Source organism: Vibrio sp. 1-Bac 57 (assembly GCF_037546855.1).
Classification (GTDB): domain Bacteria; phylum Pseudomonadota; class Gammaproteobacteria; order Enterobacterales; family Psychromonadaceae; genus Psychromonas.
In genome coordinates this window covers 122,073-139,787 of the sequence record NZ_JALAAC010000003.1, presented here as the reverse complement: position 1 = coordinate 139,787, position 17,715 = coordinate 122,073, and the positions used below count along the sequence as shown (strand labels likewise).

Annotated in this window: 16 protein-coding genes; 11 read left to right on the top strand and 5 right to left on the bottom strand. The window is 38.8% G+C overall.

Going from position 1 to position 17,715, the window contains the following annotated elements; translation table 11 throughout:
* Nucleotides 1-66: 66 nt before the first annotated feature.
* On the bottom strand, nucleotides 67-1,323 hold the full coding sequence (locus MT391_RS03175; protein ID WP_499496895.1) for a sensor domain-containing diguanylate cyclase: 1,257 nt from the start codon (nucleotides 1,321-1,323) through the stop codon (nucleotides 67-69).
* A 281-nt stretch (nucleotides 1,324-1,604) separates the two neighbouring features.
* Here MT391_RS03175 and MT391_RS03170 point away from each other — a divergent pair, with 281 nt between their 5' ends.
* From MT391_RS03170 to ykgO, 3 genes are all read left to right on the top strand, one after another.
* On the top strand, nucleotides 1,605-2,222 hold the full coding sequence (locus tag MT391_RS03170; protein WP_166368222.1) for a glutathione S-transferase family protein: 618 nt from the start codon (nucleotides 1,605-1,607) through the stop codon (nucleotides 2,220-2,222).
* A gap of 320 nt (nucleotides 2,223-2,542) precedes the next feature.
* The gene (locus MT391_RS03165; protein ID WP_499496894.1) at nucleotides 2,543-2,794 is read left to right on the top strand and encodes a type B 50S ribosomal protein L31; all 252 of its coding nucleotides are present in this window, start codon (nucleotides 2,543-2,545) and stop codon (nucleotides 2,792-2,794) included.
* A complete protein-coding gene (gene ykgO, locus MT391_RS03160) occupies nucleotides 2,794-2,934 on the top strand; it encodes a type B 50S ribosomal protein L36 (RefSeq protein WP_499496893.1) in 141 nt (46 codons plus the stop codon). Before MT391_RS03165 ends, ykgO begins: the two co-directional genes overlap by 1 nt.
* 614 nt (nucleotides 2,935-3,548) lie before the next feature.
* Here ykgO and MT391_RS03155 read toward each other — a convergent pair.
* The 4 genes from MT391_RS03155 to MT391_RS03140 form a co-directional block, all read right to left on the bottom strand.
* Nucleotides 3,549-4,241, bottom strand: coding sequence for a hypothetical protein (locus MT391_RS03155; protein ID WP_499496892.1), 693 nt, complete (start codon nucleotides 4,239-4,241; stop codon nucleotides 3,549-3,551).
* Between the two features lie 153 nt (nucleotides 4,242-4,394).
* On the bottom strand, nucleotides 4,395-5,195 hold the full coding sequence (locus tag MT391_RS03150; protein WP_499496891.1) for a hypothetical protein: 801 nt from the start codon (nucleotides 5,193-5,195) through the stop codon (nucleotides 4,395-4,397).
* 590 nt (nucleotides 5,196-5,785) lie between these two features.
* Nucleotides 5,786-6,673: a response regulator gene (locus MT391_RS03145; protein ID WP_499496890.1), complete on the bottom strand. Its 888-nt coding sequence runs from the start codon at nucleotides 6,671-6,673 to the stop codon at nucleotides 5,786-5,788.
* Entirely contained in the window at nucleotides 6,663-10,028 is a 3,366-nt protein-coding gene (locus tag MT391_RS03140; protein WP_499496889.1) for an ATP-binding protein, read from the bottom strand. The genes MT391_RS03145 and MT391_RS03140 overlap by 11 nt, the downstream gene beginning before the upstream one ends.
* A 259-nt stretch (nucleotides 10,029-10,287) precedes the next feature.
* On the opposite strand from MT391_RS03140, the gene urtA reads away from it, so the two are divergent.
* The 8 genes from urtA to MT391_RS03100 all read left to right on the top strand — a co-directional run bounded on the left by urtA (nucleotide 10,288) and on the right by MT391_RS03100 (nucleotide 17,714).
* Nucleotides 10,288-11,571, top strand: coding sequence for an urea ABC transporter substrate-binding protein (gene urtA, locus MT391_RS03135; RefSeq protein WP_499496888.1), 1,284 nt, complete (start codon nucleotides 10,288-10,290; stop codon nucleotides 11,569-11,571).
* 100 nt (nucleotides 11,572-11,671) lie between these two features.
* Nucleotides 11,672-13,300 carry an urea ABC transporter permease subunit UrtB gene (gene urtB, locus MT391_RS03130; RefSeq protein ID WP_499496887.1) on the top strand — a complete coding sequence of 543 codons (1,629 nt, stop codon included), beginning with the start codon at nucleotides 11,672-11,674 and terminating at the stop codon, nucleotides 13,298-13,300.
* A gap of 47 nt (nucleotides 13,301-13,347) precedes the next feature.
* A complete protein-coding gene (urtC, locus tag MT391_RS03125; RefSeq protein WP_499496945.1) occupies nucleotides 13,348-14,511 on the top strand; it encodes an urea ABC transporter permease subunit UrtC in 1,164 nt (387 codons plus the stop codon).
* On the top strand, nucleotides 14,511-15,320 hold the full coding sequence (gene urtD / locus MT391_RS03120) for an urea ABC transporter ATP-binding protein UrtD (RefSeq protein ID WP_166368208.1): 810 nt from the start codon (nucleotides 14,511-14,513) through the stop codon (nucleotides 15,318-15,320). Before urtC ends, urtD begins: the two co-directional genes overlap by 1 nt.
* Nucleotides 15,321-15,322: 2 nt before the next feature.
* Nucleotides 15,323-16,018: an urea ABC transporter ATP-binding subunit UrtE gene (gene urtE, locus MT391_RS03115; RefSeq protein WP_025566124.1), complete on the top strand. Its 696-nt coding sequence runs from the start codon at nucleotides 15,323-15,325 to the stop codon at nucleotides 16,016-16,018.
* Between the two features lie 28 nt (nucleotides 16,019-16,046).
* Complete coding sequence (locus tag MT391_RS03110; protein WP_499496886.1) at nucleotides 16,047-16,964, top strand: urease accessory protein UreD; 918 nt, start codon at nucleotides 16,047-16,049, stop codon at nucleotides 16,962-16,964.
* Between the two features lie 101 nt (nucleotides 16,965-17,065).
* Nucleotides 17,066-17,368, top strand: a complete 303-nt coding sequence (ureA, locus tag MT391_RS03105; RefSeq protein ID WP_166368204.1) for an urease subunit gamma — start codon at nucleotides 17,066-17,068, stop codon at nucleotides 17,366-17,368.
* A 16-nt stretch (nucleotides 17,369-17,384) separates the two neighbouring features.
* A complete protein-coding gene (locus MT391_RS03100; protein WP_499439016.1) occupies nucleotides 17,385-17,714 on the top strand; it encodes an urease subunit beta in 330 nt (109 codons plus the stop codon).
* Nucleotide 17,715 lies beyond the last annotated feature (1 nt).

Here is a 17,715-nt window from a genome sequence, read left to right as displayed (position 1 = left end):
TGCACAAGCACCATATAAAAAAGAAAAAGATCCTATAACCGCTTGCTAAATGTGGCCTATTTCAACTTAAACTGATGAAACAGCATTTCCACATTTCACGACACAATCCTTACCATTCGCTTTTGCGAAGTATAAATACTTATCGGCGGACTTAATCAGATCGTCAATACTAAGGTTAGCTTCGTCCTCACAAGTTGAACTAATACCAATGCTAACGCTTGCATTAAATGACACTGTATCTTGTTGATATTTTACTTGATTAAAGGCAATACGAATTGACTCCGCCATTTCAGCTGTTTTTGGGTTACTGATGTTAGGGATAAAAGCAATAAACTCTTCGCCTCCCCATCGTCCTACAACGCCATTAAATTTTTGTACTATTTTTTTGATGATCCCTGCCAATGTTTTGATCACCTGGTCACCCATTTGATGGCCATAGGTATCATTTACTTTTTTAAAGTCATCAATATCTATGAGCATACAAGTGATATCGGTACTTGTGTTGTAATGCGTACCTAACCAATCATAAATCGAACTACGATTATATAAGTCAGTGAGCTGATCATGGGATGCGCGGTAGGCTAAAGCTCGCTCATATTCAACTTTATCCGTAACATCTTCTAATACCACTTGAACCGCAGGTTCGCCTTCCCATTCAATTAAGTTGTCATAAATATTAAAAAAGCGTTTACTGCCATCGAAACAAATATTTTCGACAATATTACTCTTACTTGTTACTTCGCCATTGATCGTCTTAACATAATGTTCTTTTACTTCTGCATGCTTTTCGACAGGAATGAATTGCAAGATAGATTCAGTTTCCATGGCTTGTTGCAGTGATGATGCACGCATTTCATTCGCCCAAGCCTGATTCAGCATCAAGGGTTTAAAATTACGATGTACCATTATCCCTTGCCCTGAATTCATAATTAAGCGCTTAAACATTAAATCTTTTTCACGTATTTGTTTATTTGCTTCAACAACAATCGACAAATCAATCACAGTCACTTGAAGCGCTAACTCTCCTGCATATTCAATAAGGTGATCGATCGAGAATACCGTAAATTCTTTACCGTAACGGTCTATGTTGTGAAATGTATGGCCTCGAGGAGTGATTTTACCTGCAATGATATCAAGGTAATTTTGCTTGGCTAGTTCATGAAATTCTGGCGCAATAAGATCCAAGAACGAATCTATACTATTTAATAAATCATCTGGGCTATCATAGCCATAAAGTTTGGCATAGTTTTCATCAACATAAATCGCTTTAAGATTTTGGATGATGATCACACCATAAGTTGAATCAATATTAATATCAGGCATAAGAGTTACTATTTTAAGTGTAATTATTAAGGAGTAAATATAGCTATTTAAAGTTAGCTATTGGCATTTAATTACTTAAATATAGCTATTTTTTGAAATTAAGTATAACTAACTTGAAATTTAATCGAATTATTTTTGAGCTTTTATACCTTTCACATCACATCCCAAAAATACACTCGGTGCTTGATATTGGTTATTACAGGCATTGGATTAAATAGCTTTCATTGCTATGGTGATGCAAATCGCTGTTTCTGTTATTAACAATTAAATAGGTAGGTATTATGATCACGTTACACCACTTAAATAAATCACGCTCTAAACGTATTATTTGGCTCTTAGAAGAACTCGGTGTCGAGTACCAAATAAAGCCTTATTTACGAAATAGTGAAACATTTTTTGCGCCACCAGAGTTAAAAAATATTCATCCATTAGGTAAGTCACCGGTAATAGAAGACGATGGTCTAGTGATCAGCGAGTCAGGCGCTATTACGGAATATTTAATTGATAAATATGGACAAGGTAAGTTCGCACCAGCACGCGGTACTAATGCTTATGTTGAATATTCACAATGGTTACATTTTGCAGAAGGCTCGGCAATACTGCCGCTTTTGTTAAAAATATTTGTTGCTAAAGATGGCTGTAAAACTAACTTTTTAGCTGATTATGCTGATGCAGAAATGCTTAAAATACTGAGTTACGTAGAGCAATGCTTAGAAGGGAAAAAGTATTTAGTTGATGAGCAGTTAACCGGCGCAGATATTATGATGTCGATGATTGTTGAGAACTTGGTTGCTACAGGTGCTATCAGCAACTTTAGTAATTTGGGTCGTTATGCACAGCAGTTAGCATCCCATGATGCATTTAAAAAAGCAGATCAAGTAGAAGCTGAATATTCGTAGTTTCTAACATTGATTCATATGGGCTCATCGAGCCCATTTTTTTTGATCAGTTTTTGAGCTTGGTACTGATTCACCTGTGCTGATCGAGTTTTTTATTAATGTTTACTGCTTGGCGTTGTACCTTTTTAGCGACTTGGGAAAGCTCCACTGCAGGAGATGTAGCCAGATTTACTAATGTCTTAAGCTTATCTTTTTAATAGTGTTTTAGTGCTGTTAACTCCTCTTTTAAATGCAAATGATAATTAATACTATTTGTGTTGACGCGCAAAAGTCATTTTGATATCTTTATGTTATAATATAACATTATAGAGGTCATGATTTTGAAACCAAATATTCACCCTAACTATCAAAAAGTTGTTTTCCACGATACCGCAGCCGATACATATTTTTTGGTAGGCTCAACAATTAAAACCGATCGCACCATCGACTATGAAGGAAAAACATATCCTTATGTCACTATTGATATATCAAGCGTTTCGCATCCATTTTATACGGGTGAACAACGTGTGGCGAAAAAAGATGGTCGAGTTTCTAAGTTCAAAAATCGTTTTGGTAGCATAGGAAGTAAATAATGAAAGTATTAAGTTCTCTAAAAAGTGCGAAAAAGCGTCATCCCGATTGTCAAATAGTAAGGCGCCGTGGTCGCTCTTATGTAATTTGTAAATCAAATCCGAGATTCAAAGCCGTACAAGGAAAAAATAAGAAACGTTAATAGTTTGCAGTGATAAATTTAAAGGGCTGAGATACATTAACTCTCAGGTTCCTTTAGGTATTTTTCTATGTATGCTCTGTGCTTTCTCGCCTGTGTTCGTTGCGGCTTTACTAACATTAAGTGAATGACTTGGGAGAGCTCAACAGCAGACGTGTTGTAGCCATATTTGCTAATGTATTAAGCTTGGCTTTTTGAATAGTGATTAATTGAGTAGCGTTTTGGTGTTGTTGGTTCGTCTACGCTCATCGAGGCTTTATTTATAATGGTTGCTGTGTATTTCGCCCTTTCGGCGATCCTACTTTCTTTGAACAGCAAAGAAAGTAGGCAAAGAAAGCTGTCACCGATTCGCTTTCTGATCCAAGTAATCCAATTATTTTTAACGTACCGTTTCGGACGTGCATCCATGCACTAGCCTCAACTAATCCAAACATCCTGTTTGTCTTTACTAAAAATAAGTGACTTACTTGGGAAAGCTCAACGGTGGGAGTTGTAGCCATGTTGAGGATCGATATTGATTGTTAACTATTTGAGCTTATTAATATCAACCTTTGGATGTCCCGTATTTGGTATTTGTCTACCCGTATTTGTCTAATGCTTTTTCTGTGGATTTTAAATTATAACTCTATTACTTGGTCATCGCGAAAATGCTTTACTACTCTAAATTTTATTGATGTATTGTCATAGCTAATAATTTCAATACGAGCGCCTTTATAATTTATAAAATTAGATTTTTTCATGTCATACTCAACATTGTTAGTGAAAGCTGTTCTAGCTGAGTTGTTAGAGAATTCACGATAAGATATATTTATTTTTTCACCAACTGAACCGTTATATATAAGCGTCTGTTGAAATGCCTGACTATCAACTACCGTTTGTTCTTTTATTTGAAAGCTTCCTTCATAACAAGCGGCAGCCTGATAAGAAACCGATGTAACACACACCTCATTTTTACTATTAAGATGAAGAGCAATAGGTGTATCAACTAATCCGGCGGCATAAGAGATAGGCTGCCCTTTAGTTGTCGTTGGAGAAAAGTATGATGAACCTTTGTGTTCACCAATACGAGAATATGACCCTCTATGTATGTCGTATAGTGTCCCATCAATCGTTCTGTTTAATATTAAATAGTCTAAGGTTACAGATTTCCCCTGATCGATCATGTAATCGCCAACATAAACTTCCACAACTTGGTTTAGTGCTGGCTTAGAAAAATAATCAATTTTCGCTTCATAGTTGTAGTTTATAGTTGAGCAGCCAAACATTGTGGAAGTAAAAATTATCACTGAAAGTAATTTTATTAATTTCATTTGAAAACCTCATTTAATATTGATAGAAATTGCTAGATGGAGACTATTTAGTCTTATAACACCTTGAATATATAGAGTAAATTGGCGTTATTTTATTGTTTTTATTTCTGCAAAAATGGCGACAACGGTATCGAGTCTGCGAGCAGTAATTTGTTAGCTTTTTTTAGAAAGTGAAGCAAACTCATACGTCCCTTTAGGAATATATTCGGAATGGCATTTACTACAACTAAATTTTTCTAATTTCCTAACTTTTTCAATAGGAATTTCTAATAATGCCTTACAATTTGGGCAAGGTACATCATAGGTTTTGTAGGTAAATGTAATGCGGAGACTATCTACATTAGCTGTGAAAAAAGCTCCACATTTATAGTTGTGGCACTTTATTAATTCACCGTGTTTTATTTTTTGAGGTGAAAAAGCAAAATCATCTTTGCATATAGGACAACTGTTTATCTCAATGTTGTTATTTAAAACCAAAAGATTACCAGAAACATAGACCTCTAATTGTTTAACAATAAGTGAAACTTTATTTTTTATTTCTCGTTGATTTCCTGTTTCTATTTTAGATGGTTCGATAAGGTGAAGGAAGTTACCAAGCTTGTTATAACTTTTATTAAGCCATTTAATATTAGGAATTTTTTGCTCTCCTAATTTTAACCAATCGTCTACTGAGTGACTGCCATTATTGAGTAAGTTAATTTCTATTTTGCAGTCTGTCGACGTAAATTCATCAAAATCTAAAAGCATTTTCATTGCTTTATTCGGTTGCCAAGTTTTAATAATTGAATTAGGAATACTATCAATCCCATGCAAGAGTTTTTGGTAGACAATTGCTTCAATACAGAACCTTAACTCCAAGCATGCGTATATATGGTCCGAAATAGCATCAGAATCTAATAAGGCTTTGGCTCGTTGAAAATGTTCTTCTTTTTTATAAATACTAAATACTGACATGTACCCTCGAGAAAGCTAACAGTGTAACTAAACTGAGTAATTCCATATTTTCGGTTGAAATACGAAATATATCAATTTGTTAAAACTTTTTAACAATACTCTACTACAACAGTAAATCAAACAATTAAGGCTATCTATAAGCTGAAAATAAAATATTAATTATGTGGATGTGTGGAATTATTGGAAGTTTAATGTGGCTACGTCAATTCCCATTTTCGTTTTTCTGAATCAATCACTGCCTTTAGCAAGGTAAGGCATGGATGCCGTTGCTAGCTCAGCTCGCCACACGGACGTGGCGTATGAGCGGTGCGTTAAGAAGGCTGTTATTTATTCAGATTAAAAAAACGATATGGGCGAGTTTCTTTTGGTTCTGTTTTCTTTGTTCGTATAAAGAAAATGAACTCGCCGACAGGGCGAAAAGACAGCTAACAAAATTCGATTTGATCCGACGAGCGCAGACGAGCTAATACTTTCAAGTCATTACCATATATATTTCCACAAATAATCGTAGAAACAAGAAATAATAATATGCATTCCCACGGAGACCATGGGAACGAGAAAAAAGGATCAACCAGCAATCCTTTGCTGCATCATCCCTCTAGGATCCTAATCGAAATCGCTGCTGCCGAGGTGCGGTTATCCACCCCTAGCTTCTTATAGATCTGCTCTAAATGCTTGTTTACTGTGCGTGGACTCATTTCTAAAATCTGAGAAATTTCCCAACTGGTTTTCCCGTAAGAAACCCAATACAACACTTCTGATTCACGCTTGGTGATGGGTAGGTTTTCCTTTAAATCTTGTGCTGATTTTGGCGTCTTATTTTGTACAATACGCAATAAGTGCATCTCTTGCTGCTGACGCTCGTAAGCAATACTCATTTTTGCTGAAAAACAATCCACTGTTAATGCTTGGCTGGTGTCACCTAGTAACCAACTTTCGATTAAAGTGGCTAAGGTTGCCCATGGGCTTGCGTCGTCTTTAGAAATATTATCTACCAGCTCATGCACATGGGGTGTTGCCCAAGACAAACGGCCTAATTGACTGACACAGAAAACGGTTTTACCGGCATGGTCTAATGCATCCTGCGCACTTAATGCTAGTTTTGCGGTTTCAACATGACGTTTAATACGCACAATCACTTCGTCGGGCGAAATAGGTTTAGTCACATAATCCACGCCACCCGCTTCAATGCCTTTTACGATGTCTTCAACGTCGGTTAATCCAGTCATGAAAATAATCGGAGTGTTGGGTAATAGCTCTTTTAAACGGCGGCAGGTTTCAAAACCGTCCATTTCAGGCATCATCGCATCTAATAACACCACATCTGGCGGGACTTTTTCTGCGATGGCCAGCGCTTGTTGTCCGCTTAAGGCAACTAGTGCGGTATAACCTTGACTGTTCAGCGCTACATTGAGCATGCCTAATGATTCTGGCGAATCGTCGACAACCAATACAACATCACTGCTTTTAGGATCCATGGTTTAACTCGTTTAAATATTCAATAATTTTAGGGAAGTTACAGACTTCAACATATTCAAGTATCTGCGATGCGCTGTCTTCTGGAAAGTAATATTCTGCTTCTATCTGTGCAAATTTATCTTTAAACCCAGACAGGTAACCAATCTCTGCAAGTGCGATTAATGCTTTATATTGTTCGTCGCCGACACTTAGTTTATTACTGCTATTGGCGTCTTCAGTAGTTATATTATCAGTATTTTTATATTGCCATTGTAAGTTTAATAGTTGTGCAATTTTGCCTAATAATGCATCCAAATTGAGAGGCTTCGCAATATAACCATTATGAAAACCTTCCGCTTGAAGGTTATATTCTGCATCACGTGCATTGGCTGAAACCATTAATACGGGCATTTGATAATGCTGTTCACGCATACTTTTAACCATTTGCCAGCCGTTAATATCAGGCATTTGTACGTCCATTAATACCAGGTCGATATCATTTTCCTGCAATAATTCAAAACCCTGTTGTGCATGTTCCGCTAATAACACATTGAAACCAATCGGTGCGAGTAAATGCAACATCAGTTGGCGTTGGTTTTTATTATCGTCCACCACTAAAATGCTTTGCTTAGCACCATTATAACCAACGGCTTCTGATTTGGTGAGTTCAGGCTCTTTAGGGTCTTTGTTGAGTTTGAATAACATTAACCTGAAGTAAAAGGTGGAACCTTGCCCAACATTACTACTTAAACTTATTTCACCACCCATTAATTCCGCTAATGAGCGTGAGATGGTTAGCCCTAAACCTGTTCCACCGATAGATTGAGTATGGTTATTACGAATTTGTTCAAAGGGTTTAAAAATCAGTTCTTGGTTACTTTTAGCTATTCCCGCTCCGGTATCGATAATACTAAAGTTGGCGACTTCGCTGCGATAAGTGACCTTAAATGTTACCGAGCCTTTTTCAGTATATTTAATGGCATTAGAGATCAGGTTGATCAATATTTGTCTAAAGCGTTGCTTATCGGTTGCCACGTAATCAGGTAAGTTAGCGCTGGCAATATAGTGGAACTTAATACCTTTTTTACTGGCTTGCATTTGAAACATATCCACCAGCTGCTGCAAAATCGCTTTTAAATTAAACTCATCACGCTGCAAAGTGACACGGCCGGCTTCAATTTTAGACACCTCTAATAAGCTTTCAATTAAGTCTGCAAGGTGCTCTCCATTACGTCTTACAATCGCAATACTTTCGCGCTGTTTCGGTGGTAATTCTTGGTCGCGCATCAATAATTGTGCATAACCTAATAACACATTAAGCGGTGTACGTAGTTCATGACTCAAAGCTGCAAGGTAACGACTTTTGGCTTCGTTAGCTGATTCTGCAACTTCTTTTGCGCTTTGTAATGCTTCCGATGTTTGTTCGTGAGCATCGACCTCTTTGGCTAAAGCTTTAGTTTGTGAACGTAGTTCTTTTAATGCATGTTGATTGCCATCACGAGCGAGGATAAATAACCAACTGACGATGCCAATAATGATCATTAATAGGAAGAATATCTTAACTAAAGTGCTAGCAAAAACCTGTTTTACTTGTAAATCATCCAGTGGCACTTGTAGATAGACTAAGACTAAAATAGCAGCGCCGATCAAACTTAACCCTAATGTCAGTGCGATGAATTGCATCAAAGGAGTGGTTAATGCTTTTAGTACTTTGGCACTTAAGAAACGAGTGAAAAAATCATGAGCTTGTTGTGAAAGCGTGGCGTTAGGACGGCATTGATCTGAACAACGTACATCTAAACTACAACAGAGCGAACAAATAGCTTTGCCATAAGCAGGGCAGAACGTGATGTCTTCATGGTCAAAGCTATTTTCGCAAATATGACATTGTGTGAAGGTTTTAATTTCAGGTTGTTGGTTGGCTGCTAAATAGTATTTCCCTTTAGTTAACCAACCGATTAAAGGCACAGTAATAAAAGGTAAAAAACAGGCGATGAAAGACGCTAAAGCTTCAACTGTTTCACCATAAATACCCATATGCGCAGTAAAACCTGCTACCGATGCAATTAACATTGAACCCACGCCAACGGGGTTAATATCATAAAGGTGTGAGCGTTTGAATTCTATATGGCGCGGGCTTAGTCCCAATGGTTTATTAATGATTAAATCGGCAACAACGGAGCTTAACCAAGCTAATACAATGACCGAATACACGGACAACATACTGGCAATGGTTTGGTAAATGCCGAGCTCCATCAGTAGTAGTGCGATGGCGACATTAAATACCATCCACACTACGCGGCCTGGGTGGTTATGGGTAACACGCGAAAAAAAGTTAGACCATGCTAATGAGCCCGCATAAGCATTTGCGACATTGATTTTGAGTTGTGATAACACCACAAAGCTACAGGCAACAAAAACACTAATAGACGGGTTATCAAAGACATAGCTATAAGCAAGTTGATACATGTGCGCAGGGTCGCTAGCAAGATCCGGTGCAATGCCTTGTTTTAATGCAAAATAGGCTAAAAAAGATCCTAAAAAAAGTTTAAGCGCACCAAATACCATCCAACCTGGGCCACCGGCAATCAACGCCAGCCACCAACGCCAAGCACCTTTTTTAGGTTTCTCTGGTAAGAACCGTAGAAAATCTACTTGTTCACCAATTTGTGCCACCAGCGCTAACAATACCGCTGAAGCGCCACCAAATAATAAGAGATTAAAGGTTGCTCCTGATTCGCCTGCTTCACCGGTAAAGTTTACCCAATCGCTGAATTGTGTATCGTTATGGGTAAATACAAAGAACAGCGGCAGCAGTTGTAACGCCACCCAAATAGGAGATGTCCATACTTGAAAGCGGCTGATGTAGGTGATGCCGTGGGTCACTAGTGGAATGATTAATAGCGTACTAACGATATAACCCGCGGGTAAGGGCAGGCCAAATAATATCTTTAATGCCATAGCCATAATGGCGGCTTCAAGCGCAAAGAAAATAAAAGTAAAAGAGGCATAGATAAGTGAGGCGATGCTGGAGCCAATATAACCAAAGCCGGCACCTCGGCTGAGTAAGTCAATATCAACGCCATACTTAGCAGCGTAATAGCTGATGGGTAAACCCGTTAAAAACACTACTAATGTCACCGCCAAAATCGCCCATGCGGCATTTTCAAAACCATATCGCAGTGTGATTGCGCCGCCGATTGCTTCTAAAACCAAAAATGAAACGATACCCAGGGCGGTCATAGAGATGCGGTTTAGTGACCATTTTCTAGCCCGTTTTGCAGTAAAACGCAGTGCAAAGTCTTCCATCATCTCATTTGCAACAAGCTTGTTGTAGGTTCTACGCGCTTTAATTATTTTTTGGTTTGATTGCATGCATGCTCTTTTGCTATTTATTGGCTATCCGTACCCTTACTAATAGCGACTCCGCTCTTAGCATATCTCGCGCGCGTAGCTTACTTCAATAGCGCTTTCTTTTATATGCGCATAATTGCGTAGTCCATTGCGTGCTTTTGCGCATTTAATGCTTGCTCTAATTACTGGATACTTATCCCACTTGAAATAGGTTGGGATTGAGATTTTTATTCCGTTAAAAAGATCAATTATTGGATACTAAAAGGGAAAGGAACTATCTATGAAACTTAAAAAACTAATTGTTGCAAGTTCGATTGTTGCAACGGGGTTAATGACTAACTTTGCTTACGCGGCTGACAATATCAAAGTCGGTGTTTTACATTCTTTATCTGGCACTATGGCGATCAGTGAAACCACACTAAAAGACACTGTGTTGATGATGATTGAAGACCAAAATGCAAAGGGCGGTTTATTAGGTAAACAACTTGAGCCTGTGGTCGTTGACCCTGCGTCAAACTGGCCATTATTTGCAGAGAAAGGTCGTGAGTTATTAGCAAAAGATAAAGTAGATGTTATTTTTGGTAGTTGGACTTCGGTTTCTCGTAAATCAGTATTACCAGTACTTGAAGAGCTTAACGGTTTGATGTTCTATCCCGTTCAGTACGAAGGTGAAGAGTCATCTAAAAACGTATTCTATACCGGCGCTGCGCCAAACCAACAAGCAATTCCAGCGGTTGATTACCTTATTAATGATATTGGCGCGAAGCGTTTTGTATTGTTAGGTACCGATTACGTTTATCCACGTACAACCAATAAAATCTTAGAAGCATACTTGATGGCACAGGGCGTTAAGTCTGAAGATATCATGATTAACTACACGCCATTTGGTCATTCAGATTGGCAAAACATTGTTGCTGATGTGAAACGTTTTGGTTCTGAAGGTAAGCAAACAGCTGTTATTTCTACAGTAAACGGTGACGCAAACATTCCATTTTACAAAGAGTTAGGTAACCAAGGTATTTCTGCTGAAGATATTCCTGTTATTGCTTTCTCTGTAGGTGAAGAAGAACTGTCTGGTTTTGATGCAAAACCGTTAGTGGGTCACTTAGCGGCTTGGAACTACTTCCAAAGTGTTGAGACAGAAGAAAATGAAGCGTTTATTGCACAATGGAAAAAATATATTGGTGATGACAAACGTGTAACAAATGATCCAATGGAAGCAACTTATATTGGTTTTAAAATGTGGGTTAAGGCTGTTGAGAAAGCTGGTACTACTGATGTTGATGCTGTTGAACAAGCAATGATTGGTATTGCTGTACCTAACTTAACCGGTGGTATTGCGGTAATGAACTCTAACCATCATTTATCTAAGCCTGTATTAATTGGTGAAATCCAAGAAGATGGTCAGTTTGAAGTAGTTTGGGAAACGCCTGATACCGTAATTGGTGATGCATGGTCAGACTTCCTACCAAGCTCTAAAAACCTAGTATCTGATTGGACTGCTCCAATCAAATGCGGCAACTTTGATGTAACGACTGCAAAATGTTCTGGTCAAAAGTTTTAGTCATAACGTTCTAATGCATTAATTAACGTACAGAACAACTTAATGGGAGACACCGTTCTCCCATTTTATGAACTAAAAAACCAATATTAAGGAACAGCCCATGTTGCGTCTATTTCCCCTGTTACTTTTCTTTGTTATGTCATTCAACGCCTCAGCCGCTGTTAGTGAAACACAACAATCAGCTCTTCCTCAGTTAGTAGAGCAACTACCAAATACCAAATTAAATAAAATGGCGCCATTGATTGAACAAATCGCGGCGACATCTGCACCACAAGTACGTGCGATTTTACAACCATTGATGGATGGGGACCTGTATTACCTTAAAACCAATAAGCGTGTTGTATCAGTCTATAAAAATGAACAAAAACAATATCAGTTAACCGATGTATTAAGCGCTGAAGCATTGCCAGCAGTTAAAAAATCAGCGATTAAGAAAGTTAGAACCAATAACCGTTTACGTGGCCAAATTCGTGATTTATTAGCCAACCTAGATTTAACAAACGCTGATACAGATATCCGTATCGCGGCTTTGAAACAGCTATTAGATAACCCTAACCAAGCCGGCTTGGTTGCCGTCAATAAATTAATTAAAGCAGAGAAAGATGAAGATGCTCGCGAGTTAATGTCGGTCATTTTATTAATTGAACAATTACAAACCGGGTCAATAGCGGAGAAATTATCTGCTGCTAAACAACTCTCTAATCGTCTAGAGCCTACCGTTAAAAACGCATTAGTTAAGCAATTAGGTTCGTTACCAAGTAATGCAGCCGATGCAGAAACAAAGGAGTTAAAAACGGTCTTAAGCAATACAATAGATAGTATTGAGCAGCAAGCAAGTGTATTTAGCTTAGCGGAAAACCTGTTTTTTGGATTAAGCCTTGGCTCAGTGCTATTACTCGCTGCGATTGGTCTTGCTATCACCTTTGGTGTGATGGGCGTGATCAATATGGCGCACGGTGAAATGATGATGCTAGGTGCTTATACCACCTATGTTATCCAACAAACTTTCCCCAATTTAATTGAATACTCTTTATTAATGGCCGTGCCTGCCGCATTCCTTGTGTCTGGTTTTGTTGGGGTGTTAATTGAACGTGGTGTGATCCGTTTCTTAAAAGGTCGTCCGTTAGAAACTTTATTGGCTACCTTTGGTATCAGCTTAATCTTACAACAGTTAGTGCGTAGTGTTTTCTCTCCGCTTAATCGCCAAGTTGAAGCGCCGCAGTGGATGAGTGGTTCGTTAGAGATTAACCCGATTCTGTCGCTTACCTATAACCGTTTATACATCATCTTATTTGCATTAATGGTGTTCTTCTCATTGTTAATGATTTTGAAAAACTCTTCATTAGGTTTACACGTTCGTGCCGTTTCTCAAAACCGAGATATGGCCAGAGCCTTGAGTGTTAAAAGCTCATGGGTAGATGCAATCACCTTCGGGTTAGGTTCAGGTATCGCCGGTGTTGCAGGTGTTGCATTAAGTCAGTTAACCAATGTTGGACCGAACTTAGGACAGGCTTATATCATCGATTCATTTCTAGTGGTGGTATTTGGTGGGGTGGGTAACTTATGGGGTACGCTAGTTGCCGCGATGACCATGGGAACATTTAACAAAATATTAGAACCATCAATGGGACCTGTATTAGCCAATATTATTGTGCTAGTCAGTTTAGTGTTGTTTATTCAAAAACGACCTAAAGGACTGTTTCCGCAAAAAGGGAGAGCTGCAGAATAATGAAAACTTTAATTAATTCACCTAGCGTGAATAACATAACCAAAAAAATGAGTAGTTTGCATTTTGTTATTGCGATCTTATTTGTCTCAACCTTGTATGTCACTGTTTGTAACTTAATGTTTGCCGAGGGTTCGCTGCTGCATGTGAGCGATTACACTGTGAGCTTATTAGGTAAGTACCTTTGTTATGCTTTACTTGCTTTAGCCGTCGATTTGGTATGGGGATATTGCGGTATTTTAAGCTTAGGCCACGGTGCATTCTTTGCGCTAGGTGGTTACGCAATGGGCATGTACTTAATGCGTCAGATTGGTGACCGAGGTGTTTACGGTAACCCAGAACTACCCGATTTTATGGTGTTCTTGAACTGGACTGAATTACCTTGGTATTGGGCGGGATCTGATAATGCCTTAGTGATGATCTTATTAGTATTTGCTGGCCCTGGATTATTAGCTTACATCTTTGGTACGTTAGCATTCCGTTCACGCGTAAGCGGTGTGTACTTATCAATTATGACCCAGGCGATGACCTATGCGCTGTTATTATCTTTCTTCCGTAATGAAATGGGGTTTGGTGGTAACAATGGTTTAACGGATTTTAAAGAGATCTTTGGCTTCTCATTACAGTCTCCAAATACCAAGCTGGCTTTATTCGTAGCGACGGCAGTCATGTTAGCCATTGGTTATGCAATCAGTTATTTTATTGTTAATTCAAAAATGGGCCGTGTCGTCACTGCTATTCGAGATGCAGAGGACCGCGTGCGTTTTGTAGGTTATAAACCACAACATTATAAAGTGTGGATCTTCGTGGTATCGGCAATGTTAGCCGGCGTTGCAGGTGCGCTTTATGTACCACAAGTGGGCATTATTAATCCCGGTGAGTTCTCACCATTAAACTCCATTGAAATTGTTATTTGGGTAGCGATTGGTGGTCGTGGCACATTATATGGTGCGTTAGTTGGGGCGATTGTGGTGAGTTATGCCAAAACACGTTTCACTGCGATCATGCCGGAAGCTTGGTTATTTGGCTTAGGTGGTTTGTTTGTATTAGTCACCTTGTTATTACCTAAAGGCCTTGCAGGGTTAGTAACTAACTTAATGGATAAAATAGATCCACCATCCACAGACAACAAACCTAACAGCTCAGACGGCAGCGCTAACACAAGTACTAACAAAAGTGCTGACGATTCAATATTAACAGCGGAGAATAAATAATGATTGTAGATAAACACGGTTCACCGCTGTCATCCGTTGATAATTTAAAACCAGATACACGCCACGGTATGATTTTATACGTGGAAGATGTCAGTGTGAGTTTTGACGGTTTTAAAGCATTAAATGACTTGAATCTTTATATTGGCGATGGCGAATTACGTTGTTTAATTGGTGCCAATGGTGCCGGTAAAACAACATTAATGGATGTGATCACCGGTAAAACACGTCCAGACCAAGGTAAAGTTAGTTTTGGGCAACAAATTGATTTATTAGAGCTTGATGAATCTGAAATTGCACGTGCGGGTATCGGACGTAAGTTTCAGAAACCAACTGTATTTGAAGCATTGAGTGTGTTTGAAAATATTGAGTTAAGTTTGTCTGGTGATAAAGGGATCTGGACTGCACTGTTTCATAAACTCAGTGGCGAGCAAAAAGACAAAATAGATGAAGTCTTACAAACCATAGGTTTAACTGCCGAGCAGCACTATCCCGCTGGTCGTTTATCTCATGGCCAAAAGCAATGGTTAGAAATTGGTATGTTACTAGCCGCTGAACCGCGTTTATTGTTAGTTGATGAACCCGTTGCAGGCATGACCACGCAGGAAACAGAGCGTACCGCTGAGTTATTAACGTCATTAGCTGGTAAGCATTCGGTAGTGGTGGTTGAACATGACATGGCTTTTGTTAGGTCCATTGCACGTAAAGTAACAGTATTGCATCAAGGGACTGTATTAGCGGAAGGTTCGATGGATGAAATCCAAGCAAATAAAGCAGTACGTGAAGTTTATTTAGGTGAGGAGCAAGCTTGATCATGATTGAATTAACCGCAGTAAATCAAAAATACGGTGGGACACAGATCCTATGGGATCTCGACCTAAAGATTAAGAAAGGGTCTCGCACTTGTATCATGGGGCGTAACGGTGTGGGCAAAACCACACTATTAAAAACTATTATGGGATTACTGCCTATTAGCTCAGGTAATCTCGTTATTAATGACAAAGATATGAGTAAAAGCAGTGTCGAGCAACGCCCTGAAATTGGCGTGGGTTACGTGCCGCAGGGTCGTCATATCTTTCCGCAATTGACAGTTGAAGAAAATCTAAAAATAAGTTTAAATTGTTCAAGACAAAAAAGTAAAACCATTCCAAATCATATATTTAAGCTTTTTCCTGTTTTGGAAGAGATGTTACATCGTCGTGGTGGAGATTTGTCTGGTGGCCAGCAGCAACAATTAGCCATTGGACGTGCTTTAGTACTGAATCCGGATATTTTAATATTAGATGAGCCCAACGAAGGTATTCAACCTAATATTGTGCAATTAATTCGAGATGTGTTATTAAAGTTAAATAAAGAACAAGGCATGACCATTATTTTAGTGGAGCAGAAGTTACCCTTTGCTCGGGCAGTGGGGGAAAACTTCCATTTAATGGAAAAAGGGCAAGTGATTGCATCGGGTCCAATGGATGAGCTTGATGACGAATTAGTGAGTAAATATCTAGCCGTATAAACAGATAAAAGGATTTAATCAAATAAGCATGATGTCAATTATCGACGAGTCTACAACAGCTGCAACATTAAAAGCGCCAGTGAAAAATCACTGGCTTGCTCATCTATTTTTACAATTCAGTCATACTCCAGTAGGAACACAACTCACTCGTACTAAGCGTAAAGGGCCATTATCGGTTCAAAAAGCTTTTTATCCTGAAGGTCGAGATTGCGCGCATATCTATCTATTACATCCGCCAGCGGGCATTGTTTCTGGTGATGAGCTACGTATTAACGTTGATGTTCAGCAAGATGCGCATCTATTGTTTACTACACCAGGCGCAGGGCGTTTTTATCGTGCACGAACGAATCTGGAGATAGGCGATACTAAGCAATCGCAAATTACTCAATTACAGCTAGAAGCAGATGCTAAATGCGAAAATTTCCCACAGGAAACAATAGTTTATGAGGGTGCCGACGGTTTTAATACCGTTGATATTAAGCTCACAAGCAGCAGTGTTTATTTGGGATGGGATATTACTTGTTTAGGTTTACCTGATTCAGATGAACCTTTTTTGAATGGAAAGTACTGCCAATTGAATCGCTTATATTGCGATGAAATCTTGATTTACCATGATCGTATTGCGTTATCTCCCGCTAACCAATTATTAACACATCCTGCAGGTTTGGCCTGCAATAGCGTATTTGCAACTTTTTTAGCTTATGCTCCACAAAAATTAAAGCAACCACAGCAACGTGCAGAATTAGTCGCGTTATTACGTGACCAAGTTAAGCAACAAGATGCACAGACGTTGATCAGTATTAGTGATATTGATGGTTTATTAGTGATCCGCTATCTAGGCGCACAGGCGCAACAGTGCAAACAACTATTTATTAGCTTATGGGAAATATTGCGGCCGCTATTGATTGATAAAACCGCGCTACAACCTCGAGTTTGGCATACATAAAGAGCAAGTTTTAACTAATAATTAATACGTATTACCTAATAATCAATATCTAATAAATAACGTTATAACCTCGAATTTGGAATACATAAGAAGAGAATATTATGGATCTATTACCAAGAGAAAAAGATAAATTACTGCTTTTTACCGCGGCATTATTAGCCGAGCGTCGTTTAAAACGTGGTGTAAAACTAAATTATCCTGAAGCAATGGCTTATATCTCAATGGAGATCATGGAAGGTGCTCGTGACGGTAAAACCGTAGCTGAAATGATGGATTACGGACGTACGTTATTAACCCGTGATCAAGTAATGGACGGTATTGCAGAGTTAATTCCTGAAGTACAGGTCGAAGCAACATTTCCTGATGGCACTAAGTTAGTGACTGTCCATAACCCTATCATTTAGTTAATGGAGTAATCAGATGATTCCTGGTGAAATTATTACAGATGCGGGTGACCGCGAATTAAACGTCGGATCCGAGAAAATCATGGTTAGTGTAGCTAATTCTGGTGATCGTCCTATTCAAGTTGGCTCCCATTATCACTTTTACGAAGTGAATAGCGCTTTGGTTTTTGATCGTGAACTCACCAAAGGTTATCGTTTAGACATTACTTCAAGCACTGCGGTTCGTTTTGAACCCGGCCAAAAACGACAAGTCACACTTATTCCTTATCGCGGTAAGCGCCGTGTATTTGGCTTCCGTGGCGACATTCAAGGCGACATTGACGGTAAGAAAGAGGGAGAACAATAAC